This window comes from Clostridium sp. AM54-37XD, from assembly GCF_003478225.1.
Lineage (GTDB): Bacteria > Bacillota > Clostridia > Lachnospirales > Lachnospiraceae > Coprococcus > Coprococcus ammoniilyticus.
The window spans coordinates 103863-129632 of record NZ_QUEV01000001.1; the positions used below are offsets into that span (position 1 = coordinate 103863).

The following is a 25770-nucleotide window of genomic DNA, read 5'->3' on the forward strand; positions in this document are numbered from 1 at the left end:
AGCATATAACTATTTTATCAAATCTAAATTTATCTTACATATCCGGTTACCCGGTTTTGCTGCGCATTTATTTTCCTGCATCAGAAATCATTTTCTTCCGCAAACCGTCATTTTCACTAAATTACCTCAATCATTTTCTCCATACCTTTTTGCCGTATAAGCTATTTACACTTTTACAAAAATGTATATAATTCTATAAAGCAGAAAGGAGGATGCAGCAATTTTAAATGCTGCCGTTTATATATATGAAAGATTTAACCGAAGGAAAACCAATAAAAGTAATCTGGCTCTACGCTCTTCCAATGATCCTGGGTCAGATCGCACAGCAGCTTTATAACTTCTGTGACTCCGCTATCGTCGGAAACTGTATCAATCCGGAAGCACTTGCCGCAGTTGGAGCGACCAGTGTTATTTCCAACACCCTGATCGGCTTCTTAAACAGTGCCACTCTGGGTCTGTCCATACCGATTGCCCGATATTTTGGTGCGCAGGATAAGAAAAATATGAGAAAATGCATCGGTGTTTCTGCCATTCTCACACTTGTCTCCGCCATTGTACTTACCATCGTAGGATTACTGTTTATCTATGACCTTTTGGTGCTTCTTGATACACCTGAGGAAATTATACATATGGCTGACAACTACGTCAAATATATTTTAGCCGGACTGATCTTCTCCGCTGTTTATAATTTTGGTGCAAATCTGCTGCGTGCTGTCGGTGACAGCAAAACACCGCTTATCTTCCTGAGCATATCCGTTGTATTAAATATCGGTCTGGATCTGCTGTTCATTCAGGTCTTCCAGTCAGGCGTTGCTGGTGCTGCCATCGCAACTGTCATCTCGCAGGCAGTCGCAGGAATTGCATGTTTTATCTATATATTTACAAAGTGTCGTTTTCTGATTCCGGAAAAAGACGAATTCCGTGTTGCCCATGCAGATTTTAATGATCTGGTACAGTCCGCTCTGGCTATGGGCTTCATGAGCTGCATCGTTAATTTCGGTACTGTCACCTTACAGAGTTCGATCAATAAATTAGGAACAAATATCATTACCGCACATACGGCTGCCAGAAAGATCTTCGACATTCTGGATGTCGTTCTCTATATCATTGGAAATGCAGTTACAACATTTGTCAGCCAGAATCTGGGTGCAAAGCGGATCGACCGTGTAAAAACAGGTGTCCGTGCCGGCATCATTATCAATACGATTGCAACCACGATCATCATTCTGATCGGATTCCCTGCTTCCCCGCTTCTGATCCGGCTGATCGCAGGAACAAATGACCCGGCAGTCATCGATCCGGCAGTTATGTATATAAGGATCAGCGTCTGCTGCTTCTATGTCCTTGGGCCTTTATTTGTTCTCCGCTGTGCAATGCAGGGTATGGGAAGAAAGATCGTACCGGTTCTTTCCAGTACCATGGAAATGGTAGGAAAAATCCTTGCTGTTCTGTTCCTTGCTCCTGCACTTGGCTATCTCGGTGTTGCGATCACAGAACCGATCATCTGGGCAGCCTGCACGCTCATGCTTACGATCATGTACCTGTCCAATCCTCCGGAGAAAATGTTTGCTTCTATTTCAAGATCTTCTTCAGCATATGAACACGATTAAATGGGAATGAGAAATAATATCCGTCTGCAAAATCATCTGTCACCGCCATGAATTCTCTGGCGATCTGGACACCACAGGCTTCTCCTTCTTCCCGGCTCATATCTTCCCGGTATCGTTCTATGATCGTATCCGGTATCTCAATACCGGTCATTTCGTTTTTCATAAATACCGCATTTTTGCGGCTGACAAGGGGCATCAATCCAACCAGGATCGTTGCCCCGGTTTCTTTTTTCATCTGCCTTATAACATCTGCCTGCTCGGCTGAAAAGATCGGCTGTGTCATAAAGAAGGTCGCTCCCGCTGCCATTTTTCTTCTGATCCGTTCTGTTTCTGCTTGGTATTCATCCGGTTGTGATTGATCGCCCCGCCATAGGTAACCGGATGGTCGGTAAATGTATCACTGTTCATCTCCTGAACAATCTTCATCATTCCAACCGAATCAAAGTTAAATACACTCTTTGTTGTCTGACGGAACAGTACCGGAACCGGATCCCCTGTCAGCAAAAGGAAGTTCGTGATGTGGTTCAGACTTGAACCAAGGATCGTAGAACGGATCGCAATCGCATTCTTATCCCGACAGCAGATATGCGGCATTACACATAATCCGGTCTCCAGCCTGATCTTCTCTGCCATCAATACGGAATCCGCTCTGGTTCTTCCGGATGGGGAATCCGGGAAAGTTACAACATCGACCTCTGCATTTTTTAATATATGCGCCGCATCTAATAGCTTTTCATCATTTGCATTCAATGGTGGCACCAGTTCAACTGCGATCAGTTTGTGAGCAGGCTCTTTCACCCGGCGTTCCATAAATCCATATGCCGGATGCTCAGAGACAGTAATCTTCTCTTCCTCTGTTTCTGTTTTCCTAACCGGATGATCGGCTGATATGCCTGCTGCGATCCTTCGGATATACTCCGGTGTTGTACCGCAGCAGCCGCCAAAGATACCGACATCAAGAGCTGCGATCTCTTCCATCTTCTCAGTAAAATATTCTGCATTATCTGTGAATGTCAGACGATTGTTCAGATACTTCGGGTATCCGGAATTTGGAAACACCGACAGAAATGTCGTATCGTCCGGTGCGATCTTCCGGACCAGCTTCTCCATATGTCCGGGACCGACACCACAGTTTAAACCGGTACCATCAATATACGGGCAGGCATTTGCCTCTGCGATCAGACGTTTTGCAGACAACCCTGTATTGCTGTAACCAAACTGATTCACGCTGAAATGTACCAGGATCGTACAGTCATGGTTTTCTTTCAGATATGTAACCGCCGGAAGGATCGTTTCGAGCTCCGGGAAGGTCTCAAATAACAGGATATCGATTCCCTGACTGAGCAATGTTTCTCCAATCGCAATATATTCCTGTGTCAGCCGGTCAGAATGCAGCATACCTTCGACAGGGATCGGTCCGATATCACCTGCAAGATAAATTTCCCGATCCACTTTGCCTGCTGCCATTTTTGCACACATAACCGCTGCACGGATATTCTCTTTCACTTTTTCCATATCAGCAGAAAGACTCTTTGTATTTGATGCAAATGTATTCGTCCGGACAAATTGTGTGCCGGCCTCTATATATTCTGTATGGATCCCGATAACACGCTCCGGCGCTTTTATATTAGCAAGCTCCGGAAGATTGGAAAGTCCTGCACCACTTTCTGCCCTGCTCCCATCCCCATATAACGATATATAATAAGTACCAAACGCTCCATCTGCAATGATACGTTTTGTCTGTATGTATTCCTTTAATTTCATAAAAATCTGCTTATCTCCTTGTTCGTTTCAAAATCCGACTTGCACAACATTATAAATCAAAAAATGATCTGCATGCAAGTCTGTCATTTCTGACTATCCTGCATACAGATCATTTCATTTAATCAGAACATTATGATACCTTTATCATCTGCTCTTTTTCTGCAACGTACTTCATCATCCGAAGCACATAGGATGGCATCTTTCTTTTTCCTGCCTCCCAATCCTGCACGGTACGATATGGAATCCCATAATAGTCACAGAACTTTTTACGGTTCATTCCCATACTGTCTCGAAGTTTCCGGACTTCATTTCCATATACTTCTCTCTCATCCATTCTTGTTTCCTCCTTAACCCATTTGTATTCGTCCCCAAAACCAATACAGCATCAGTTTACAAAAATACCGGTCAATTTGCAACAGTCCCTGCAAAAATGTCCCGTTTTCTGTCTTATTTTACCGTTTTTTAATCGTTTCAGGAATATATTGAACCCAGACTCCCTTATCAGAGTCAGATCAACTGTCTGTTTTTTGCTTCCAGTACTGCACCAGCTTTATCTTTTACACCTAACTTTTTATACGCCTGTGCCATATGATATTTTACATTTGCTTCCGTCATATCGAGCTGCTCTGCAACCTGTATTCTGGAATATCCTTCTGCCAGAAGTTTAATGATACGGATACCGGTTTCATTTAACCGGACCTCAGCCTTTCCTGCTTTGAGATACCCCGGATACGACTTTGCAACATTCTCCGTTTCCTTCATTACCTGTCTGTAATACTGGCGGTGTGTTTTCACCAGTTCTGCATCCTCCTCTGCCTTACCCTCGTCATCCGGAAATGCCTGTAGCAATGGATATATAGCCGCTCCTTCTCTGGATATCACCCTTACAAAATGGTACTCTTCCGCTTCTGCAAGACCTTTCTGAAGAACCACTTTCCAGTCATCATTTCCCATCCGGTACAAAGTAACCGCCATCAACAGATTACATTCTATCCGGATATAAGTACGCTTCATGACATCTGCATAATATTGCAGCTTTACTAGCAGATTATATGCCTGATCATATTTTCCACGCTGGATATATACCCGCACCTTCGTTATATATAAGAAACGCTCATAGATCGAAAATTCCACATTTTCATCTGCCGTCTGTTCCATCCATCGGTTCACTTCTGACCACTCGCCCTTGTACAATGCACACCGGATCAGAAATGCCTGTATATTCGGAAGTAGCTTTTCTGCACCTTCCTTTTCTGCTTTTTCATAAAAGCTGCGCAGAATCTCTTCCGCCTCCTGAACTTTTCCATTTATGATATGCAGCCATGCCAGGATTCCATCTGCTACAAAGCACTGCTCGATTTTGCCGCCTGCTTCTGCCTGCATCCGTCCTTTATTTGCAAGGACAGCAACCTCGTAATTGTCTTCGCCTTTTTCAAAAAAGCTCTCTGCCAATGCCAGATTGACCAACCCTTTGCCGTATTTGCCAAGGACAAATTCCACAAGCTTACCTATCTTGCCTGCCAGTTCGCGGTCTTTTTTGCTCCATTCACAGAAATCCTTGCCGCCGTTCATCATCGATGGCTGGTTGGATGTAACTGATAATTCTCCAAGCGTTGCCTGCCGGTCAAATACCAGCCGGTATGCCTGCTTCATAATATTGACCATATCCACAGAACCTCTGTGCGGCAATCCGATCTCCAGATACAACAGATTATTTTTTGCGATTCTCCGGCTACTGCCTGATGACTGTCTGCATATGCCCGCAGTTCCTGATACCACCGTTCACTTTCTTCCGGATTCAGCAATAGCGATTGCAGCATACTCATGCCACACATAAGCTCCGGACTTTTTTTCACGCTCTCTTCCGGCAGTGCGAGATAATATTGCTTCAATTCATAAAAATATGCGCTGTTTGGTGATTTTCTTGCATTGTCGATCAGGATAGAAAGCATCCGTTCTGTTGAACCTGCTTTCTCATACATTGTAAGTGCCTGCATTGGATCACCAGCTAGCTGATAGAACAGTCCGGCATTTTCATATACATTTTTTATCTGTTCCTTTGTGTACTTTCTGTGCATCCTGCGCTGCATGGATAACCGCATATGATCTCGAAGCTTATAGATTTTTTCTCCGTTTGCTCCCATCTGTTCATCTAAGAAATTACCCATCCATCTTGCATGTTCGATCAGATTTTCTGCATCATTTGTTCCTGTGATCATCTCTGCCAGACGAACCGTAAATGTATCCACGATCGATATCTTCATCAAGAATTCCTGCATACGGATATCCCACTTGTCGTATACATGAAATTCCAGATAATTCCACATCTGCTCTATTACTTTTCTGGAATATTCATCATACTCTGAATCAGTCAGTCCATTTGTATATCCCAGTTCATAATACATGGACATTGCCACGCATAATGCAAATGCCATACCTCCGGTTTCGCGTGACAGACGCTGCTTCTGGGCTTCTGTTAAAACCATCTGTGTCTGTTCCACATATTTTAATATAGCCTGCATGTCCATAATAAGCATGGTTTCATCTATGATATAGAAGCCTTCCCGAAACCGAATCGTGGTAAGCCACGGCGGAACCGGGCATCGTCCTGACAAGATCACCCAGACATCTTCCCTCACGATCAACCGGAAAATAGCATCCTGGATTGCATCATCTTCTTCCCAGATCAACTCATGCAGATCATCGATCACTATGATCTTCCGCACCGCTCCTTCCGGAATCTGAAGTTCCTCCGGTGTTATCGTTCCTGCATGAAGCATTTTGTATTTTCTCTTTCCCAGATAGCGAGTGATCAGGGTGCTTTTTCCTGTTCCACTGACTCCATATATGTACGCGGTTACATTCTCATCATCTGCTGTCTTTAATAACCGCCACGCTTTTTTCGGTTTGATATAACAGTCTTTTTCTATTGATCTAGTTCCGTTCATAACCGCTGTCCTTTCGTTTGTTCCTTCTTCTCCGTGAATATCTGCGATTTCTCCGTTCTTCGAACTCCCGAAATCGCCACAGGCATTCGCATTCCGGACTTTCGTCCTTCTTGCTCATGTCTGTTTGCCCCGCAAATAATTACACAGCTTCGCCTGCTAGCAGGCATGCTGTCATTTGCATATTTCTTCTCCGTGAATATCTGCGATTTCTCCGTTCTTCGAACTCCCGAAATCGCCACAGGCATTCGCATTCCGGACTTTCGCCCTTCTTGCTCATGTCTGTTTGCCCGGCAAATAATTACACAGCTTCGCCTGCTAGCAGGCATGCTGTGTAATTGCTTGCCGGGGTTATTCACTCATTATATCACTTGTTTTGGTACACTGTACACTGGACAAACGGCTAGTGTTGCACGCTTTTTTATAAATTTTAATTCTTTCTAACAAAACACTTGCTTTTTTCAGGAGAAATATTTATACTAATACAGGTGTTGGGAACCATACATTTGAGTATGGATTTTCTTTCGGCGCGTGGCTCAGCTTGGTAGAGCGCTTCGTTCGGGACGAAGAGGTCGCAGGTTCAAATCCTGTCGCGCCGATTTTTTTGTGCTCTTTTTTACGCACAGTTATAAAACAATCCGTTTTTCCGAATCTTAAAAATGGAAGAACACATTACCCATTATTACGCAAGACGTTTGCACTCTATTCTAACGCAACGGTGCTAAGTTCCCCGCCTTTGGCGGCTCACTAAGAACCGGCGTTAGAAAAGGCTTGCTGCATAATAGTAATGTATCCTTCCATTTTTGTATTTCAACACAAGAAACGGATTGTTTTATAACCGCGCATACAGGTAAGCGAATTTTTAACAACAGAAGCTGTTGCATCCACGGATGACAGTTCAACAGCATCTGATACTTCCCAAACACAGGCTGACGCTTCTTCCGGTCAGTCTGGAGACCAGAACGTTCCATCCGATTCGAATGGTACTCCGCCGGGAAAACCGGACGGCGACAATGCACCGGTAGATTCCAACGGCACACCGCCTGATAAGCCGGACGGTGACAACGCAGGTCAGCCCGGCGGCGGATTTGGCAGTTCAGGCGAAATAACTCAAGGTAACAGTGCAAATACGATTGATTCCGACGGAACCTACAGCAATGAATCTTATAACTCTACCGGCGATGATGAGAATGCTCTCCGGGTGGATGGTGCAACTGTTACGATCAAAAATGCAACCGTCACTTCTTCTGCCCAAAACGGAAACGGTGTTGAAGTAAATTTCTGAAACTATATACAGTACGCAAAGTATTTTTTGCTCAAATTATATACAGTGCGCAAAGTAACCCGCTTCATAATACAAAAAGGCTATAACTGCTCTGAATAATACACAGTTCATAGTTATAGCCTTTTTATTGAAATAATTTAAATTTTTCTTTTTAAATGTAATGTACTTATTAATGCTTCCTGCAAAATCCTTGATACATTTACACCTGCCCGCTCTGCTTCATAATTTAACCAGCTTGGAAGCGCTACATTTCTTCTAACAGTTCTTGTATCAATTTTTCGTCTATATTCTGCCGAATCAACATCCACAAAAGAAACAATGGTCTCACCTTCTTCAGCAAATGTTCCACTACTAATATCTAACTCTGTTATTCTGGATGGATCAGGAATATCCTCTTTATCATCCTCCATGGATATACATTTCTCATCCTTATTGCCTCAAGTTGTCTAATTAAATCCGATCTTTTCACCCAGTATTATCCCGCCTTATAATACTATTTGTACACAACAATTGTGTAATGTCAATATATTTTCGTTCGTTCAATTCTTCCATCCTCTATCCTGTACCGGATCGGACACCGCATCGCAACCTTTGGATCATGCGATACGATAATGATCGTTATCCCCTGTCTGTTTAGTTCCAACAATAAATCCATAAGACTATCGGTATTTTCAGAATCTAACGCTCCCGTTGGTTCATCTGCAATGATTATTTTTGCATCCATTGCCAATGCTCTGGCGATCGCAACCCGCTGTCTTTGTCCGCCCGATAACTGATTTGTCTTTTTTTGCTCTAACCCCGGAAGCCCAACAGCCGACAATATTTCCTTTGCTTTATTTTCAAATTTACGATTATATCGTCCTCCGATCACTTCGGGCAGACATACATTCCGCAGAACTGTATCGTTTCCAAGGAGTCCAAAATCCTGCATGATCATCCCTATCTTTTGATTGCGTATTCTGCATCTTTCTTTATCAGACATATCAGAAACCAGTTTCCCACAAAAACGATATTCCCCGGAACTCGGTGAATCAATTCCTGCAATAATATGCAGCAGAGTTGATTTTCCGGAACCGGAAGGTCCCGTAATGGCAACCATATCCCCCTCTTCTATTCTCAGATTAATATCCTTTAATGCATGCGTCTCGGTTGCTTTTCCTGCATTATATATTTTTTCAATCTTTTCTAATTCGATCATATCAGTCACCACCCTTTAATAATTCAATCTCCGCCTGTTTTCCGGTGCGACGGAATCCCATCCATATGCTCAATAGCAAAATAAACAAAAGCACACTTGCTGAAAATCCATAACTAAATATCCCTGTGTATCCGTAACTCTCCTGTATTTTTAATACCGTTTTTGTAAACCATGGATATAAAAGTGCCGCTATTCCAAATGACACAGCCAGCAAAATTGCACCGGATGAGAAAATAACCGTTATCATCTTCTTTCTTGTCATTCCTAATATATAAAATACTGCAAACTCATTTTTCTTCTGTGCGATCATAAGATACAGATACCCGCCATATCCAAACACTGCAATTAATGTTAACATAGCAAATGCCAGAATATACCACGCATTTTCTTCCAACCTATTTTTTAACGCCCCTGTCGCTATTGTCTTATATGTATTGACCGTTCCATAGTTTTTCATTCTATCTTGTAAGGAAACTGCCAGCTTTTCCCCAGATATGTTGTTTTTCGGTTCTATCAGAAAATTAACATTTGTCAGTTGGTCAAACAATTCATCCATATCCTTAGCAAATACAACAAATTTGTATTCTGACAAAGCCTCTGGCAGAATTGCCATATTCCCCAATTCCATGGTATCTCCGTAACTAAAAACCACCGGAACTGCACTGTCTCTCTGCAAGATGCCTGCTACTTCACATGATATTTTTATTGTATCATCAAAAGCAAGACTGATTTCTGTCCTTGTTCCAACCGGTAATTCCTCTGCCATAGAACTGCTGACCAATATCGGAACATATCCTTCCGATACATTTTTCAACGCCGCCGATTCCGTATTTAACCGGATAACATCTAACATTTCACTCGAATATAAAACCAGATTTGCGCTGCTCATCTTCCCATCCGTTTTTATATAAGTACCATTTTCAAATGCACATCGATCCACTTTTTCAACATCGTCTGCCTCCAGCAGAAGTTTATAGATTTCCTGTGCCGCAGCTCTATTTCCTTTCATCTCTTGTTCATATATCAAATTATTTTTACTAAAATGCACCATAGAATCGAGGTCTGATACATATGCCGCCTTTAATTGTTTTTTCTCCATTAAATATGAATCGACCGGTTTTAATACAACAAACGACATTTCTAACATACATATTAATTGAACAAATAAAACAAACTCCCCCAATAACCTTTTTGTATATAAATACCTGCATATCCGAAGAAAATTCATACGATCTCCCCCTTTGTATATAAACGAACGACTTTTCCCATTGGTCTTAACGTACATAATATCGAAAATCCAAACATAACAGCTAATATATATATCAGGCTGTCAGGCATTGGGAATGCATTTCCATAGACATATTGAAGTAATGGAAATGTAAGATATTGCAGAATAATCGCAATGATACTGCCAACGCCATAATATAAAAGCCAGTGTCCATAGATCAATAACATGCATCGTACTTTTGGCATCCCGCACAACCACAAAACGGTGATCTCTTTTTTATAAGTTGTGATCCACTCTGACATGAGTCTGATCACTGTTATCCCGGCGATCATACACAAAAGAAATGCCAGTATTTCATATTGCGTCCGTCCTTCTTCCAGCACATCATCGGAATTACTATCAGGTAAATATACCTGCGTCGAAGGAAACATATCCTGTATTTTTTCTGCATATTTCTGCAAATCCTCATAAGATGCATAATTGAATTGTGCCAGTATCTGTTCCGGTTGAAATTCTTCTTTATAGCATTTATATGGAATCAACATATATTGCATTTCCTCACCGGCTTCTTCCCCTAAAATGTCGATCTGCGACTGTGATGATCTGGCTGAAGCAAAGGACCATGGAACGATCCAGCCCATACCGATTACTTCATATGTATGCTCTCCTGCCTCAAAACTTCCGCTTCCGGCTATTGCATTTTTCATATTATCAGATACAAAACCAACATATTCACCTGCTGCCTGTTCCTCTTTGTTAAAAAAATTTCCTGAAGTGATCGGAAACCAATTGTTTCCTTTTGTTCCATCCCAGCCTACCAATATTTTTTTACTTTCCAACCTTGTGAAATATAATACATTTACCATCCCTTTTTTTGAGATGCTGTTCAGATATGCAGACATCTCATCCATATTTATACCGTTTTTCTCGTCTATATCTATCGTCAGAGATGCTTCCGTATTGCTGCAGGTAGCCAACTGATACTGTCCAACTGCCAACCCCAGCATGATACTGATGCAATATACACATATGACAACGCCTGACAATAACAACCCGGATATGACAGGATTCATGCTTATGTGTTTCTTTAATACATGTCCGAATATCATAGATATGCCCTCCTTCCTAAATAACCATGCAAGTAAATGATTTTGCAGCCACCTCTCACCCCGTACACCTGAAAGATCATCCCTTGCAAGTAAATGATTTTTCATCATCATACCATCCACATTCCCCTGTTCAAGGCACGCCGGCGCAAACAACATCCTGCCGGATGCAAACAACATACGGAAATGAAATTATAGTCTTCACAGCAAAGGCTGGTATGTTACAATAAATATTGTAGAAGTGTAGATTTATCGAAAATGAACACAAACGATATGGGAATGCGAGGGGATATTTTTGAGTGACTATATTGTAGAATTTATTATAAATATCTGGGTATCATTTCTTTTTCTGATACTTGCAAATGGAAAATTAAACCGACGAAACTTGAAATATTCTTATCTGTTACAGATCCTGTCGGTTCTCGTATTGGCAGAATGTGCCTTATTACTGGATGTCATGCAGGCTCCCGTTATCATCAAATCCCTGACTATACTATTGGTCTTACATTACCTGTATACCTGTATATTCTTTACGTTCCAGATCAGCAATCTGTTCTGGGTCGTTATATTCTGCATAGTAGAACTTGCTTCCAAATTCACAGCGACCATATTCCCTGTAGAATGGCTGCACACAGATGCCGATGGGATGCTGACGGATCATGCAGTACAAAGCTCGGTTACGATCCTGTATCTTCTGACCCTTACGGTATTGACATCCATTCTGCTCTGTTTCTCATCCAGAGCCTTCAAGCTCTCACGAACAGAAAAAATAACCTTCGTTCTGTTGTCAGTCTTATGCATCGTGATTGAAAATCTTATCGTTGCCGGTCAGGTAAATATCCATACCGGAAGCCCGGAAACCTATGCAGATCTTCTGTCTGCCATCTGTTTCCTGATCTTGATCTTATTTGTCTCCCTGACAATATACCTGTACCATCTCGGCATAGAACGTGAGAAAAATATCCAGTTGTCCAGACAACAGCTCCTATCAGAAATGGAGCGTAAGCAATACGACCAGATCATCAGCTCCATATCAGAGCTTCGCTATCTGAAGCATGACATCAGCAATCATCTGGACACCCTTCACGCCCTGATGGTAAATCATGCATATCCGGAAGCAGAGGCATTTATCCGGGACCTGACCGCAACCGTAAATAACAACCACTACATTCTTGCGAGTGGCAACTCCACGGTAGACAGCATCCTCACAAATAAACTGATCCAATGTAAATCTGCACAGATTCAGGTTGAATACTCGGTATTTCTGCCGGACAGCATTCCGCTATCGGATATTGAATTATGTTCCTTACTTGGTAATTTATTTGACAATGCCATCGAAGCATGTGAACAGCTTCCGGAAACAGAACAACGCTCGATTGATTTTTCGATGAAACCATTTCAGAATATGCTTTCCATCGTCATAAGCAACCGGACAAATGGAAATTACAGAATAGATAAGAAGAATCATTTTCTATCAACGAAAACCATAAAGGATACACCCGAACATGGATTAGGGCTGTCGAGAATCCAAAGCATTATAAATGATCATAACGGTATCTTAGATATTCAACCAACAACAGATACCTTTATGATCCGGATATTATTGCCACTTAAATGAAAGGATGAACTAATCGGATGAATATAAATATCGCTGTACTGGAAGACATTCCAAAACATTATAAACAATTAGCGGAAGTTATACATAACTGGGCTGAGAAAAAGGAATATGCTGTTTCTGTCAAATGGTTTCACGATGAAACTTCTATTTTAGGATCAGCATTTATGAAAGATTGTAATTTGCTGTTTTCCGATATTGAACTGAAAAATGCCGACACGAATATACCTGCCGATGATCACATCAAAAATGGAATCGATATCTGTACACAATTAAGGAAAAACGGATATCAAGGAGATATTATTTTTCTTACAGCCTTCCGCGAATATGTCTTTGACGGATATCAGGCACAGGCGATCAACTATTTATTAAAACCTGTTTCACCTGAAGCGATCGAACGTTGCCTGGATCAGTATATTTCACTGCATTCTTCAGACTACTATTGCCTGCATAAGGACAATAATATCATACGGATTCCATTCAACGATATCATTTCCATAAGCAGGCTGGGGCATGACTGCTGTATCACAACAGCTTCCGGCTTATACACAGAACGAACCTCGCTGAAAAACATGGAACAGCATCTGCCCGAACCATTTATACGGTGTCACAAATCCTGCATTGTCAATATAAATCATGTCACTTCCTTATCCGGCTCCACGATCTATCTTGCAAATAAACAGACCCAGACGGTCGGAAGAAATTATCTGGATGACATACGAAAAGCATTGCTGCGAATCGCACAATAAAACAGCACCCTATAAGCATGATACCTTTCAAGCAGTCAATGAAAATAACCAATGTCTGCTCAAAAACGTATCACTGCCCACAGAGTGCCTGAAATAATACATCTTCTACTGATTCTTCACATTCTCCACAAATCTCAGGATCTTCTCCCAGTCTTTGCCGATTCCGGTGTCGTTCTCCACACCGGAGCTGGTGTCTGCACCATCCACATGAGTTGCGGCAAATGCCTCTGCCACATTGTCAGGATTTAAACCTCCGGCAAGAAGGGCAAACTTCTCATCATGTGGAATATCGGAAAGTACAGACCAGTCAAAGATCTTCCCACTGCCCGGTGTCTGTGCATCAAAGATATATCCTTTTACTATATCAGCCTGATGATATTTCTCATAGGAAGACAGATCATGTACATTAAATGCTTTGATAACAGGAATATGGATCTCCTGCAGCAGTTCCTGGCTGATATCCCCATGAATCTGGATCATCTGGATTCCGGCAGCTTCGATCTCCCGGATCTGATCGAGCGTCGGTTCTACCGTTACCGCTACGGATGTGACCGCAGGGTTCAGTTTTTTTATAAGGGAAGATGCTTTTTCTACTGTGATATTCCGCTTGCTTTTCGGAAAGAACATCACCATTCCCATAAAATCCACGCCGGCTTCATTTACATATTCAACTTCCTGTTCTTCTGTGATTCCACAGATTTTTACCAGACTCATAGTTTCTCCATTCTGTCATTTATATGTACGACCTCTTTATCATAGTGGTAGAACAATACTTCTATATAAGAATCGATTATTTACACAGTTCATCTGCCAGTGCATCGATCTGTGCAAGGCTTGCGTCATTTAATGCCGCCTTGATCTGAACTGTTGTATCAGTAAATGTCAGATTCTTGCTGTTTTCAAACATACCCTTCATAACCTTTGCAGCCATTGGAGCCCATGCGCCATTCTCGATCAGACCGATCGTGCGGTTCTGGAAATTACGCTCTGTCAGGTGATTGATGAACTCTCTCATAAATGGGAAAATGTCACCGTTATAGGTCGTTGTTGCAAGCACCAGTTTGCCATAACGGAACGCATCCTCTACTGCCTCTGCCATATCACAACGGGCAAGATCATTGACTGCTACCTTTGGGCATCCCTTCTCGGTCAGCTTCTTTGCAAGAAGCTCTGCTGCTTCTTTTGTATGTCCATAAACAGATGTGTAAGCGATCACTACGCCATCCGTTTCCACTCCATACGATGACCATGTATCATATAAACCGATGTAGTATCCGAGATTCTCTGTCAGAACCGGTCCATGAAGCGGACAGATGATCTGGATATCCAGTCCTGCTGCCTTCTTCAACAATGCCTGAACCTGTGCACCGAACTTTCCTACGATTCCGATGTAGTAACGGCGAGCCTCACATGCCCAGTCCTCCTCTACATCCAAGGCTCCGAATTTGCCGAAGCCGTCCGCGGAGAATAATACCTTATCTGTGCTGTCATAGGTCACCATAACCTCCGGCCAGTGTACCATCGGAGCCATGACAAATGTCAGCTCATGCTTTCCAAGTGATAAGGTATCTCCCTCTTTCACCATCATTCTTCTATCAGCATAATCTTTTCCAAAGAAGTTCTTCATCATGTTAAATGCTGCCGCTGTTGCAACAACTGTTGCTGTCGGATATTTCTCCATGAAATTTGCAAGATTCGCCGAATGATCCGGCTCCATATGCTGAACTACGATGTAATCCGGTGTCCGGCCTGCAAGCTCCGTTTCCAGCTTTGCAAACCATTCATCTGTAAAATTCTGATCCACCGTATCCATAACGGCAATCTCCTCATCCATGATCACATAAGAATTATATGCCATGCCATTTGGCACAATATACTGTCCCTCAAACAGATCGATCTCATGGTCATTCACACCGATGTACTTAATATCATTTGTAACTGTCATTCTTTTCTTCCTCCTGTCATTTCATTTATATATTTTCTGCCTGCAATCACTCTATACACCTGCAGTTTTCTTATAACATATGGTATCAACACAGAACCCGATACAATATGTTCTTTGCATTTTTATCTTATCCGCTTTAATCCACAGACTTCAAGGACTCCGCCATATTGATCCGCTCCAGTCTCACCGACATGAACAGGTTGACACAGCCATTAAAAGCAAACGTCAGGATAATGCTGTACACATAACTAAGCGGTGAAATGTAAGTGTCAAATGAAACCATATCCACACGAATCTGATCCATAACAAAGCTATGCAGAACTACTCCGAGCACCAGACCGACCGCTATTCCGATTGCCGTCAGCACCCAGTTTTCACGGAACACATAAGATGAGGTTTCATTTCTGAAAAATCCAGCACCTTTACGGTTGCAATCTCCCGGATTCGTTCTGTAATATTGATATTTGTCAGGTTATACAGCACGATAAATGCCAGTGCTGCCGCCGACAGGATAACGACCAGAACGATATAGTCCAGACTCTTCATCATATTGCTGATACGTTCGCGCATATCTCCATTCACGACTACTGCAGAAACTACATTTCCTTTCATAAGATCGGCAGCCACTTCATGTGCATCCATATCAGGCTTCAGATTGAAATAGACGGAATGATATACCGGAGCTTCTCCCATCTGATCCATGTATGTTTCCGGCGACAGATATACATAATTATATACATAATTTTCAAAGATGCCGGAAATCTTTGCCTTGATCTCTTTCATATCACTGTTCCGGATCGTAATGGTATCTCCAACGGACAGATCATACCGGGTTGCCAGAGCACTGTTGATAATCGCCTCATCCTTGCCCGGATAAGCGACCTTCTCATTCTTACTGTTGTGAAAATCCATGTATTTGTCCGAATGCTCCGGTTCCTTCATAATAACCAGATTAATGCTCTTAATGCCATCGGACTCTATCAGATCCCAGCTTGTCTCACCAACAAAATCATAGTCCTGCATATATTTGTCTAATTTATCATACAGATCACCGGCTGCCGCTGATTCCGAACCCGTCTGCGTTGCTTCCTGCTGATCCTTCTGATTTTCCTCAGAAGCTGCATTCGTTTTCTTCACATCATCAACACTCTCTGCAAGGGTCATCGTTCCGTCTGAGATCTGGATCTCATCATACTGACGATCTGCAAAGCCGGCGATCGAATCATTGATACCAAATCCGGTCAGAAGCAGGGCTGTGCATCCGCTGATTCCTATTACCATCATAAAGAAACGCTTCTTATACCGGAAGATATTTCGAACCGATACCTTATGCAGGAATTTTAACCGTTTCCATACAAATGATATTTTCTCAAGAAATACACGTTTGCCCGCCTTCGGTGCCTTCGGCCGCATCAGACCTGCCGCAGTCTCCGACAGCTCATACCGGCAGGTAAACCATGTCGTTCCTACCGAACATGCCAGAGATACCAGCATAGCAATTCCTGCCAGCTTCCAGTCTACAATATATTTTAAGCTAATATTCAGATACATCATATGATATGCTTTCCAGATTACCCGTGGGAATGCATACGTTCCAGCAAAAAAGCCTCCTATACATCCGATAACTGCTGCCAGCCCTGAATAGATCATATATTTGCTCATGATCGTATGCTCACTGTATCCAAGTGCCTTTAGCATTCCGATCATTGTTCGCTGTTCCTCGACCATACGATTCATCGTCGTCATACAGACAAGCACAGCAACCAATACAAAGAACACCGGAAATACCTTTGCTACACCATCCACGATATCGGAATCACTCTCAAAACAGACATAACCGACATTCGTCTCCCTGCCAAGAATATAATAACTGACATCCGGTGCGTCATCTATGGTTACGCCGGCAACCATATCTTCGGTAAGCCCGGTCTGCATCAAAAGCGCCTGATATCGTTTCGTAACACGCTCATGACAGATAGCATCCCATTCATCCTTTTTCTCGTCCATATAGGTATCGTACGCATCATTGTATAACGCATAGTCCTGATCAAACCTGACATAGACGTCAGTGTAGCATTCACAGTCGAATGCTTCCGGCTTCATATATACAAATCCACTTAATTTACCGGTCCCGAGAGTAGTCGTTCCACGTTCAAAATTAATATAAAGGGAGGACTGTACGGTTCCGGTAACCGTAAATTCCCTATAGCGGAGCTTTGTCTCAGTGGCATCACCATTCGTATCTGCCACGGTAATGACATCACCGATTCTCACATCTGTCAGCTTGTCATCCACTACGCATTCATCATCCTCTTCCGGCAGTCTGCCATCCACCAAGCGGATGTCATTCACATGCTCCGGCAATGACAGGGTTTTGAGTGCACGTTCATTATCACCCATACCATCATAAAGCACATCAAATGAATAGCTGCCCTCTGCATACCGGACATCATCCTCACCCGCAAATGCTTCCACATCCTCATCTGTATAGCCAAGAGTAGACACCAGATGCAGATCATAGAATTCCGAATCACTGAGGAAATCCGTAATCGTCTTCACCATAGCCGGCTTGGTCATCTTCAGGCCTGAAAAGAAACCAACACCTAACGCTATGATTGCGAGAATCGCTGCAAACCGTCCAAAACTGTTTTTAATTTCTCGAAATGTCGTACGACGCATCATTGATTTCATAAGACATACCTACCATTCCAGATCTTCTACATTTTTAATGTTATCATTCAGAACAACCTTCTCTACTGTTCCGCTCTTAACTGTGATCACACGATCTGCCATTGCTGTAAGTGCCTGATTATGTGTGATAACGATAACCGTAGTTCCGGTATTCCTACAGGTATCCTGAAGCAATTTGAGTACGGATTTTCCTGTATTATAGTCCAGCGCACCGGTCGGTTCATCACATAAAAGCAGCTTCGGATTCTTTGCAAGTGCTCTGGCGATCGCTACCCGCTGCTGCTCTCCACCGGATAACTGTGCAGGGAAATTTGCCATACGATCCTCAAGCCCTACCTGCTTTAATACCGTTGCCGCATCTAACGGGTCCTTACAGATCTGTGCCGCAAGCTCTACATTTTCCAGTGCCGTCAGATTCTGCACCAGATTATAGAACTGAAATACAAATCCTACATCATATCTCCTGTATGCCGTAAGCTGCCGCTTGTTCAGCCCGGAGATTTCTTTTCCGTCCAGATATACACTGCCGCCGGACAGCGTGTCCATTCCGCCCAGGATATTCAGAATCGTTGTCTTTCCCGCTCCTGACGCTCCAACGATGACACAGAATTCTCCTTTTTCAATCTCAAAGTTCACATCCCGCAGAGCATGGATTTCAACCTCACCGGTCTTATATATTTTCTTAACATCCTTAAACTCAACATATGCACTCATGCCGCCTCGCTCCTTTCTGTTATTCACTTCTAAGTGCTATTACAGGGTCTTTCTTCGCTGCCATCTTAGATGGGATAAGACCGCCGATCAGAGTAAGCACAACACTAATGACCACAAGGATCACCGCACCCTTTACCGGAAGTGAAGATACATTTGGCACATTTACAAATTTCTCTATCACCTTGCTGATCGGGATATTTAACAGCACCGTAACCAGAATACCGATCGCACCGGATACCAGTCCGATAATAAATGTCTCTGCGTTAAACACACGGGAAATATCCTTTTTCGACGCTCCGATACTTCGAAGAATACCGATCTCCTTCGTTCTCTCCAGTACAGAGATATAGGTGATGATTCCGATCATGATCGATGATACGATCAACGAGATAGCTACAAATGCGATCAATACATAAGTGATCGCATCGATGATCTTCGTAACGGAAGATAGCATCAGCCCGATATAATCGGTATAAGTGATCTCGCTGTCTGAATGTGAATCATTATATTTGTCGATCAGATCTGTCAGCTTATCCTTGTCCGCGAATTCTGAACAATACAGGCTGATAACGGACGGCTTTGCCAGATCCGCAAATCCAAGCTTCTCGATATTATCATCATAGGTTGCGGTAGACTGTGCAAAATAGCCCTGTTCCTTTAACATTTCAAATAACTGCTCATCAGACATCTGTGAAATATATGCCTGCTGTTCCTCTGACAGGTTCATAGATGCAACGATCTGCTGCATGTCCACCTGACTCATGTCGATATCTTCTCCGTTTGAAAACGGAAGTCCTGTAAATACATCGGTATCCGGATTGTCAAGCTGTCGTTTTACGATCTCCGATTTTTCATTTTCGGATACAACATACTCTGCAAGTTCAGCGGTATAACCGATCATTCCCGCATCGATCGATGCTGCATAAGAGGATTCGCTCTGACGGATGATACCACAGACCTGAATATCCAGACCTTTGCTGATCACATCTGCCATATAATCTTCATCGGAACTCTTGTCTGCCCATGTTCCGTCTGCATTTTTTTGGTAAATGTCACTCGGCAGAATGAGCTTGAATTTGAGATTTAAAAGATCATCATAGGAGAAGCTCATTTCCTCCGGTGCATCGTAATCTTTACCTGCCATGATCTTCGGAACCATCTCTCCAAGATCAGAAGCATTTCTGACACCTAATGTATATAAGGTAAAATCACTGATCTCGTTATTCTTATCAACGACCAGTACAACTTCATTTTTATTCTGAGGCCAGTGTCCTGCAAGCACATCGTACTGCTGTTCCAACAGCTCCCGATTACTCATTAACTGCTTCCACATATCCATGGAATTATTTCCGTAACTGAATGCCGACATGAAGCCTGAAAGGGATTTCTGGGATTCTTCCATATCGCCAAATCCCATCTCTCGCATCATGATACTTGGATTTACCTGCTGTGTACCGCCTGCTGCATTTTCGTTAAATACATACATCGGAGTATCATAGGTATACTTGATATCACTCACGATATCCTTGAATCCATTTGTATCATCTTCAATATATTTCTTAAATGTTTCCAGATCGTTTTCCTTTACCTCTGAGAGCATGGACACCATCATATCGCCCATGACATCACCGGAGTATACACGATCCGGGTCATGATCACTCAGATCTTCTTCCTTTGTATTACCCGCCATTTCCGAGATCAGGTCAGAATAATCCATTGCCTTTTTCTGGATCTCGATCGGATAGGATGACAGGGTTTCCTCCTGCACATCATTGATATAGCCCTGGAATCCACTGGATAATGACAGGATCAGCGCGATACCGATGATACCGATACTTCCGGCAAATGCCGTTAAAAGGGTTCGTCCTTTCTTCGTCAGCAGGTTATTAAAGCTGAGGGAAAATGCCGTAAATACAGACATAGATGTCTTTCTCGGTGCATATGCTTCTTCTGATTCTTTCGCTTCGTCTTCATCTGAAAATGGTGCGGAATCATCTATGATCTTACCATCTAACAGCTTCACGATTCTTGTAGAATATTTGTCTGCAAGCTCCGGATTGTGTGTTACCATGATGACCAGCTTTTCTTTTGCGATCTCCTTTAACAGCTCCATAATCTGGACACTGGTTTCGGAGTCCAGGGCTCCGGTCGGCTCATCTGCAAGCAGGATATCGGGATCATTGATCAATGCTCTGGCGATCGCTACCCGCTGCATCTGTCCACCGGACATCTGATTCGGCTTCTTATAGATCTGATCGCCCAGACCAACCTTTTCCAACACCTCTTTTGCACGTTTTCTGCGCTCGGATTTGGATACACCGGATAAGGTCAGCGCTAGCTCGACATTTGCAAGAACCGTCTGATGCGGAATCAGATTGTAACTCTGGAATACAAAACCGATCGAATTATTCCGGTATGAATCCCAGTCTCTTGCCTTAAATTCTTTTGTTGATCTGCCATTGATAACCAGATCACCACTCGTATACTGATCAAGTCCGCCTATAATATTAAGAAGCGTTGTCTTACCACAACCGGACTGACCAAGTACCGATACGAATTCATTCTTTCTGAAATTAATGGAAATGCCTTTTAACGCCTTTACCACTTCATCTCCAGTCTGATAGTCCTTCACAATCTTCTTTAACTGAAGCATATATTGTTTCCTCCATGAATTATATTATAAAAATTTTACCATCCCGGTTTTAGCATTTCAAGGAAATGGCGGATTCTTTTATAAATGTTTTACATAATGATAAAATACTACGCCGCGATATCAGGGTTATTATGGCGCAGTATTTTTTTATTTTTATCAAGTTTTTGTAAATGGCTTTTATTTTGGAAATAAATAATGTATAATGGCGACAGAGTAGGGTTATCTAACCGGATTTTTACATTATAAATGTGGACAATTCGGGCAGATGAAAGCCCAAAATAATTTTTTTAATGGAGGAATTTATAATGTTAGTTTCAGCAAAAGAAATGTTGGAAAAGGCTAAGGCTGGAAAATATGCCGTTGGCCAGTTTAACATCAATAACCTTGAATGGACAAAGGCTGTTCTTCTTACAGCTCAGGAACTTCAGTCTCCTGTAATCCTTGGTGTTTCAGAAGGCGCTGGAAAGTATATGACTGGATTTGAAACAGTTGCAGCTATGGTTAAGGCTATGCACGATTCTTTAGGAATTACAGTTCCTGTAGCTCTTCACCTTGATCACGGAACATATGAAGGATGCTACAAGTGTGTTAAGGCCGGATTCACATCTATCATGTTCGATGGTTCACACTATCCATTCGAAGAGAACCTTGCTAAGTCAACAGAGCTTGTTAATGTTGCTCATCAGCTTGGTCTTTCTATCGAGTGTGAAGTTGGTTCAATCGGTGGTGAAGAAGACGGTGTTATTGGTATGGGCGAGTGCGCAGATCCAGAAGAGTGTAAGATCATCGCTGATCTTGGCGTAGATATGCTTGCTGCCGGTATCGGTAACATCCATGGTAAGTACCCAGCAAACTGGAAGGGTCTTTCATTCGAAACACTTGATGCTATCCAGCAGAAGACAGGTACTATGCCATTAGTTCTTCACGGTGGTACAGGTATCCCTGCTGACATGATCAAGAAAGCTATCTCACTTGGCGTTTCAAAAATCAATGTTAACACAGAGTGCCAGTTATCATTCGCAGATGCTACAAGAAAGTACATCGAGGCTGGTAAGGATCTTGAAGGTAAGGGATTTGATCCTAGAAAGCTTCTTGCTCCTGGTTTCGAAGCTATCAAGGCTACTGTTAAAGAAAAGATGGAACTTTTCGGATCAGTTGGCAAAGCAAACGACTAGTTTATAATACAAATATCGTAACATAGTACAAGCCGGATATGGCTTTATGTAGCAGATTGAGTTTCTGTATAACAGTTGCCAGATGATACATTTCACATATTATTCCGCAAGGCGCTTTCGCTCTATTTCAACGTAACGGTTCTAACCTCACTACCTGTGGTAGTTCGCTAAGAACCGACGTTGAAAAAGGCTTGCTTCATAATAGTGAATGTATCATCTGACAACTGCCTTACAATCTCGTTCTGCTTCATAAACCATATCCGGCTTGTACTATGTTATGATATTCTGTGCTATGGAGAATTTTCTCTCATGCTACATAAATATTTTCATTCAGGAACGTCCCCGGGCATAGCTGCCAGCCGGCATAATACCTGAAAAATATTGCGAGGATTTCGTGATGAACTGCATATATCAGCAAATGTGGGTGCCTGTTTGAGCCCCACGGGCATTCCTATATCTCTTTACCAGATTCCCATAACATGCTGCATAAGCAGGCTGACCAGTGTGATGCCGATCCAGCAGCATGCCCCTAACAGAATTGGCTTGCCACCGGTTTTGATCAGCTTAATAACATTGCTGTTTAACCCGATCGCCGCCATAGCCATGATAATGAAGAATTTGGACAGCTCCTTTAACGGTGCAAATACATCCGCATTTACGCCCAGACTGATACAGATCGTTGTGATTATAGATGCGATCACAAAATACAGAATGAACATAGGAAATGCTTTTTTCAAGCTGAATCCATTTGTCTTCTGCTCTGTCTTTGCCGCCTGTCTTGCACGAACTGCCGCAAGCACTAATGTGATCGGTATAATTGCCAGTGTTCTGGTCAGTTTTACCGTTACTGCCTTATTGAGAGTCTCACTTCCAAGATTCCACATGCTGTCCCATGTTGATGCCGCCGCTGTTACAGAAGATGTATCATTGATGGCTGTTCCCGCAAATATTCCAAATGCATCACCGGATGCCGTGTCAAATCCTATTACTTTTCCAATGATTGGGAAGAAGATAGCCGCAAGCACGTTAAAGAAAAAGATAACAGAAATAGCCTGTGCGACTTCATCGTCATCTGCATCTATAACCGGTGCTGTTGCTGCGATTGCAGAACCACCACAGATAGAAGATCCAACACCGACAAGAATCGAAGTATTTGCCGGAACCTTCATCACCTTTCGAAGGATCCATGCGATCAATAAGGATGTACCGATCGTACAGATAATGATCGGAAGCGACTGTTTTCCTGTCTGCAGGATTACTCCGAGATTCATGCCAAATCCTAATAATACAACGGCTGTCTGCAAAACAATCTTTGATGTCCATTTGATACCGGCTTCTGCCTTTCCCTTATCCGTCCATACAAGTGCGATCAACATACCGGCTAATATCGCAATGATCGGTCCGCCGACAACCGGAAACCGTTTTCCAATTAACCATGAAGGAACTGCTATGATAAAACACACCAGAATTCCTATCCAGTTTTTCTTAATAAAATTCATTTATTCCTACCTCACTGTGTTTTTTGCGGATGCTATTATAACACCCGCATACTAAAAATGCCATAAAATTGATTGACATTTTCTATCAACTTGGTATAATAGGCACGAATCGGACGGTATATATGATATACCTTGCAAGGTGTTCTGAATGTTATTCAGGATTCCCGGATGGACATGAATGTTATGAGCCAGATAAGATTATCTTATCTGGCTCTTTTTTTGTGAACAGCACAGCATAGGAGGACTTATAATGGATTTATTAAAAGACAATCTGAAAAAATTATACTTCAAATTTCTGATACCATCACTTGGAAGTGCCATGGTTATGTCTATTTATACACTGACAGATGCGATCGTCATTGGAAAAGGTGTCGGCGCAGATGCTCTTGCTGCCCTAAGTATTACAACACCACTTCTCTGCATCCTGATGTCAACCGGAATCCTGTTTGGTGTCGGCGGCTCTGTACAGATGAGTGTTCACAGGGGAAGTGGTAATCATCAGAAATCCAATCGTTATTTTACGATCTCTTTTTTCCTGATTACGGCTGTTACTGCCCTTTTATGGCTGATCTATGCCACCTGCATGCCTAAGCTGCTTCATCTGATGGGAGCAAATGACACCTTATTCCCATACGCCATGTCCTACATGCGTTATATCAACATTTTCCTTCCGGTTGCTGTATTTTCAAATTATGTAGCAATCTTTATCCGTGCCGACAATGATCCAAACCGTGCAATGGCGGGAGTTCTGCTTGGCGGCGTCGTAAATATCGCACTGGATATCATTTTTGTATTTCCTATGCATATGGGAATGGGCGGTGCCGCATTCGCTTCCGTTCTCGGTATGACTATCCAGGTAATTGTCGGTGGCTCACACTTTTTCTCACGCAAAAACGGTCTTCATTTCATCCGACCGATTCACACGATTCCCAGTATCCGTCATATTATTGTCGGTGGTATCCCAAGTTTTTTCAATGAATTTGCAAATGGATTCATCGTACTGCTGTTTAATATACAGATCCTGAAATACTGCGGTGAAAATGCACTCTCGATCTACAGCGTGATCTCAAACTGTGTAATCCTGTTCAACTCCCTGTTTACCGGAGTCGGTCAGTCGATCCAGCCTGTTATCTCTACTAATTATGGTGCAGGAAATGGGGTCCGAATCAAAGGAATAAAAAAGATGGCATATACCACTATCCTTATAATGGGTGCCATCTTCTCACTTAGTGGAATCTTATTCCCGACTGCGGTCTGTCGTATTTTTATTAAAATGAATCCAACACTGACTGATATTGCAAATCTGGGTGTACGAACCTACTTTTTTGCATTCCTGCCATTTGGCATTAACCTGCTGACTTCTTACTATTTACAGGCGATACTGCAATCTGCACAATCCCTGTGCATCTCACTGCTCCGAAATATCATCTTAAGCAGTATCTGTATCCTTGTATTTCCATTGTGTCTGGGTGCATCCAGCCTGTGGTTTGTTATGCCGATCGTTGAAGTCGTAGTGTTATTTGTCAGCCTTGGCTGCCTGAAAAGCAAATCTATATAGAACATAAACGCTAAGATATAACTGTAACTCTATCT

General features: G+C 42.5%; 21 protein-coding genes and 1 tRNA gene. 6 read left to right on the plus strand and 16 right to left on the minus strand.

The features are described from left to right. Window positions 1-245 precede the first annotated feature (245 nt). Window positions 246-1610, plus strand: a complete 1365-nt coding sequence (locus DXA07_RS00480; protein ID WP_118483096.1) for an MATE family efflux transporter — start codon at window positions 246-248, stop codon at window positions 1608-1610. Here the strand turns inward: DXA07_RS00480 and DXA07_RS13650 are convergent. From DXA07_RS13650 to DXA07_RS13205, 5 genes are all read right to left on the minus strand, one after another. After that, the gene (locus DXA07_RS13650) at window positions 1573-1917 is read right to left on the minus strand and encodes a methylenetetrahydrofolate reductase (RefSeq protein ID WP_284467251.1); all 345 of its coding nucleotides are present in this window, start codon (window positions 1915-1917) and stop codon (window positions 1573-1575) included. The genes DXA07_RS00480 and DXA07_RS13650 overlap by 38 nt on opposite strands. Beyond that, window positions 1890-3374 (minus strand): homocysteine S-methyltransferase family protein, encoded by a 1485-nt coding sequence (locus DXA07_RS00485; RefSeq protein WP_284467252.1) that lies wholly within the window; start codon window positions 3372-3374, stop codon window positions 1890-1892. Before DXA07_RS00485 ends, DXA07_RS13650 begins: the two co-directional genes overlap by 28 nt. A 130-nt stretch (window positions 3375-3504) precedes the next feature. Next, complete coding sequence (locus tag DXA07_RS00490; protein WP_021944353.1) at window positions 3505-3708, minus strand: helix-turn-helix domain-containing protein; 204 nt, start codon at window positions 3706-3708, stop codon at window positions 3505-3507. A gap of 173 nt (window positions 3709-3881) precedes the next feature. Continuing rightward, entirely contained in the window at window positions 3882-5039 is a 1158-nt protein-coding gene (locus tag DXA07_RS13200) for a LuxR C-terminal-related transcriptional regulator (protein WP_243013873.1), read from the minus strand. After that, window positions 5024-6322 (minus strand): hypothetical protein, encoded by a 1299-nt coding sequence (locus DXA07_RS13205; protein WP_243013872.1) that lies wholly within the window; start codon window positions 6320-6322, stop codon window positions 5024-5026. The genes DXA07_RS13200 and DXA07_RS13205 overlap by 16 nt, the downstream gene beginning before the upstream one ends. A gap of 522 nt (window positions 6323-6844) precedes the next feature. On the opposite strand from DXA07_RS13205, the gene DXA07_RS00505 reads away from it, so the two are divergent. Continuing rightward, window positions 6845-6918, plus strand: a tRNA-Pro gene (locus tag DXA07_RS00505). Between the two features lie 823 nt (window positions 6919-7741). Here the strand turns inward: DXA07_RS00505 and DXA07_RS00510 are convergent. From DXA07_RS00510 to DXA07_RS00525, 4 genes are all read right to left on the minus strand, one after another. After that, a complete protein-coding gene (locus DXA07_RS00510) occupies window positions 7742-8014 on the minus strand; it encodes a hypothetical protein (RefSeq protein ID WP_173783713.1) in 273 nt (90 codons plus the stop codon). Window positions 8015-8124: 110 nt separating this feature from the next. Beyond that, window positions 8125-8802 carry an ABC transporter ATP-binding protein gene (locus DXA07_RS00515; protein ID WP_118482863.1) on the minus strand — a complete coding sequence of 226 codons (678 nt, stop codon included), beginning with the start codon at window positions 8800-8802 and terminating at the stop codon, window positions 8125-8127. Between the two features lies 1 nt (window position 8803). Then, window positions 8804-9811, minus strand: a complete 1008-nt coding sequence (locus tag DXA07_RS00520) for an ABC transporter permease (protein ID WP_182427500.1) — start codon at window positions 9809-9811, stop codon at window positions 8804-8806. A gap of 215 nt (window positions 9812-10026) precedes the next feature. Continuing rightward, on the minus strand, window positions 10027-11139 hold the full coding sequence (locus DXA07_RS00525; RefSeq protein WP_182427499.1) for an FtsX-like permease family protein: 1113 nt from the start codon (window positions 11137-11139) through the stop codon (window positions 10027-10029). Between the two features lie 292 nt (window positions 11140-11431). Here DXA07_RS00525 and DXA07_RS00530 point away from each other — a divergent pair, with 292 nt between their 5' ends. Together DXA07_RS00530 and DXA07_RS00535 are read left to right on the plus strand one after the other, a co-directional pair. Beyond that, the gene (locus DXA07_RS00530) at window positions 11432-12754 is read left to right on the plus strand and encodes an ATP-binding protein (RefSeq protein ID WP_118482869.1); all 1323 of its coding nucleotides are present in this window, start codon (window positions 11432-11434) and stop codon (window positions 12752-12754) included. 17 nt (window positions 12755-12771) lie between these two features. Further along, window positions 12772-13500, plus strand: a complete 729-nt coding sequence (locus tag DXA07_RS00535) for a LytTR family DNA-binding domain-containing protein (protein ID WP_117807817.1) — start codon at window positions 12772-12774, stop codon at window positions 13498-13500. A gap of 105 nt (window positions 13501-13605) precedes the next feature. Here the strand turns inward: DXA07_RS00535 and DXA07_RS00540 are convergent, their stop codons facing one another. From DXA07_RS00540 to DXA07_RS00560, 6 genes are all read right to left on the minus strand, one after another. Beyond that, window positions 13606-14214 carry a phosphoribosylanthranilate isomerase gene (locus DXA07_RS00540; protein ID WP_118482871.1) on the minus strand — a complete coding sequence of 203 codons (609 nt, stop codon included), beginning with the start codon at window positions 14212-14214 and terminating at the stop codon, window positions 13606-13608. 76 nt (window positions 14215-14290) lie between these two features. After that, the gene (locus tag DXA07_RS00545; protein ID WP_117807821.1) at window positions 14291-15445 is read right to left on the minus strand and encodes an FprA family A-type flavoprotein; all 1155 of its coding nucleotides are present in this window, start codon (window positions 15443-15445) and stop codon (window positions 14291-14293) included. 136 nt (window positions 15446-15581) lie between these two features. Beyond that, window positions 15582-15830 (minus strand): FtsX-like permease family protein, encoded by a 249-nt coding sequence (locus DXA07_RS13210; protein WP_243015388.1) that lies wholly within the window; start codon window positions 15828-15830, stop codon window positions 15582-15584. Then, complete coding sequence (locus DXA07_RS00550) at window positions 15806-18136, minus strand: ABC transporter permease (RefSeq protein ID WP_243015389.1); 2331 nt, start codon at window positions 18134-18136, stop codon at window positions 15806-15808. Before DXA07_RS00550 ends, DXA07_RS13210 begins: the two co-directional genes overlap by 25 nt. 9 nt (window positions 18137-18145) lie before the next feature. Next, window positions 18146-18850, minus strand: a complete 705-nt coding sequence (locus DXA07_RS00555) for an ABC transporter ATP-binding protein (RefSeq protein ID WP_008401792.1) — start codon at window positions 18848-18850, stop codon at window positions 18146-18148. 19 nt (window positions 18851-18869) lie between these two features. Continuing rightward, window positions 18870-21503 (minus strand): ABC transporter ATP-binding protein/permease, encoded by a 2634-nt coding sequence (locus DXA07_RS00560; RefSeq protein ID WP_118482873.1) that lies wholly within the window; start codon window positions 21501-21503, stop codon window positions 18870-18872. 305 nt (window positions 21504-21808) lie between these two features. Between DXA07_RS00560 and fba the strand changes: the two genes are divergently transcribed. Further along, window positions 21809-22678 carry a class II fructose-1,6-bisphosphate aldolase gene (gene fba / locus DXA07_RS00565; protein ID WP_021944348.1) on the plus strand — a complete coding sequence of 290 codons (870 nt, stop codon included), beginning with the start codon at window positions 21809-21811 and terminating at the stop codon, window positions 22676-22678. Window positions 22679-23139: 461 nt separating this feature from the next. Here fba and DXA07_RS00570 read toward each other — a convergent pair whose 3' ends face one another. Next, the gene (locus DXA07_RS00570; RefSeq protein WP_117784623.1) at window positions 23140-24177 is read right to left on the minus strand and encodes a YeiH family protein; all 1038 of its coding nucleotides are present in this window, start codon (window positions 24175-24177) and stop codon (window positions 23140-23142) included. Window positions 24178-24427: 250 nt separating this feature from the next. Between DXA07_RS00570 and DXA07_RS00575 the strand changes: the two genes are divergently transcribed. Continuing rightward, entirely contained in the window at window positions 24428-25735 is a 1308-nt protein-coding gene (locus DXA07_RS00575) for an MATE family efflux transporter (RefSeq protein ID WP_118482875.1), read from the plus strand. Window positions 25736-25770 lie beyond the last annotated feature (35 nt).

Excerpts from the sequence above, each read along its gene's own strand:
- DXA07_RS00480 (WP_118483096.1), top strand. The coding sequence starts at position 246 with ATGAAAGATTTAACCGAAGGAAAACCAATAAAAGTAATCTGGCTCTAC.
- DXA07_RS13650 (WP_284467251.1), bottom strand. The coding sequence starts at position 1,917 with ATGGCAGCGGGAGCGACCTTCTTTATGACACAGCCGATCTTTTCAGCC.
- DXA07_RS00485 (WP_284467252.1), bottom strand. The coding sequence starts at position 3,374 with ATGAAATTAAAGGAATACATACAGACAAAACGTATCATTGCAGATGGA.
- DXA07_RS00490 (WP_021944353.1), bottom strand. The coding sequence starts at position 3,708 with ATGGATGAGAGAGAAGTATATGGAAATGAAGTCCGGAAACTTCGAGAC.
- DXA07_RS13200 (WP_243013873.1), bottom strand. The coding sequence starts at position 5,039 with ATGGTCAATATTATGAAGCAGGCATACCGGCTGGTATTTGACCGGCAG.
- DXA07_RS13205 (WP_243013872.1), bottom strand. The coding sequence starts at position 6,322 with ATGAACGGAACTAGATCAATAGAAAAAGACTGTTATATCAAACCGAAA.
- DXA07_RS00510 (WP_173783713.1), bottom strand. The coding sequence starts at position 8,014 with ATGGAGGATGATAAAGAGGATATTCCTGATCCATCCAGAATAACAGAG.
- DXA07_RS00515 (WP_118482863.1), bottom strand. The coding sequence starts at position 8,802 with ATGATCGAATTAGAAAAGATTGAAAAAATATATAATGCAGGAAAAGCA.
- DXA07_RS00520 (WP_182427500.1), bottom strand. The coding sequence starts at position 9,811 with ATGAAAGGAAATAGAGCTGCGGCACAGGAAATCTATAAACTTCTGCTG.
- DXA07_RS00525 (WP_182427499.1), bottom strand. The coding sequence starts at position 11,139 with ATGATATTCGGACATGTATTAAAGAAACACATAAGCATGAATCCTGTC.
- DXA07_RS00535 (WP_117807817.1), top strand. The coding sequence starts at position 12,772 with ATGAATATAAATATCGCTGTACTGGAAGACATTCCAAAACATTATAAA.
- DXA07_RS00540 (WP_118482871.1), bottom strand. The coding sequence starts at position 14,214 with ATGAGTCTGGTAAAAATCTGTGGAATCACAGAAGAACAGGAAGTTGAA.
- DXA07_RS00545 (WP_117807821.1), bottom strand. The coding sequence starts at position 15,445 with ATGACAGTTACAAATGATATTAAGTACATCGGTGTGAATGACCATGAG.
- DXA07_RS00550 (WP_243015389.1), bottom strand. The coding sequence starts at position 18,136 with ATGAAATCAATGATGCGTCGTACGACATTTCGAGAAATTAAAAACAGT.
- DXA07_RS00555 (WP_008401792.1), bottom strand. The coding sequence starts at position 18,850 with ATGAGTGCATATGTTGAGTTTAAGGATGTTAAGAAAATATATAAGACC.
- DXA07_RS00560 (WP_118482873.1), bottom strand. The coding sequence starts at position 21,503 with ATGCTTCAGTTAAAGAAGATTGTGAAGGACTATCAGACTGGAGATGAA.
- fba (WP_021944348.1), top strand. The coding sequence starts at position 21,809 with ATGTTAGTTTCAGCAAAAGAAATGTTGGAAAAGGCTAAGGCTGGAAAA.
- DXA07_RS00570 (WP_117784623.1), bottom strand. The coding sequence starts at position 24,177 with ATGAATTTTATTAAGAAAAACTGGATAGGAATTCTGGTGTGTTTTATC.
- DXA07_RS00575 (WP_118482875.1), top strand. The coding sequence starts at position 24,428 with ATGGATTTATTAAAAGACAATCTGAAAAAATTATACTTCAAATTTCTG.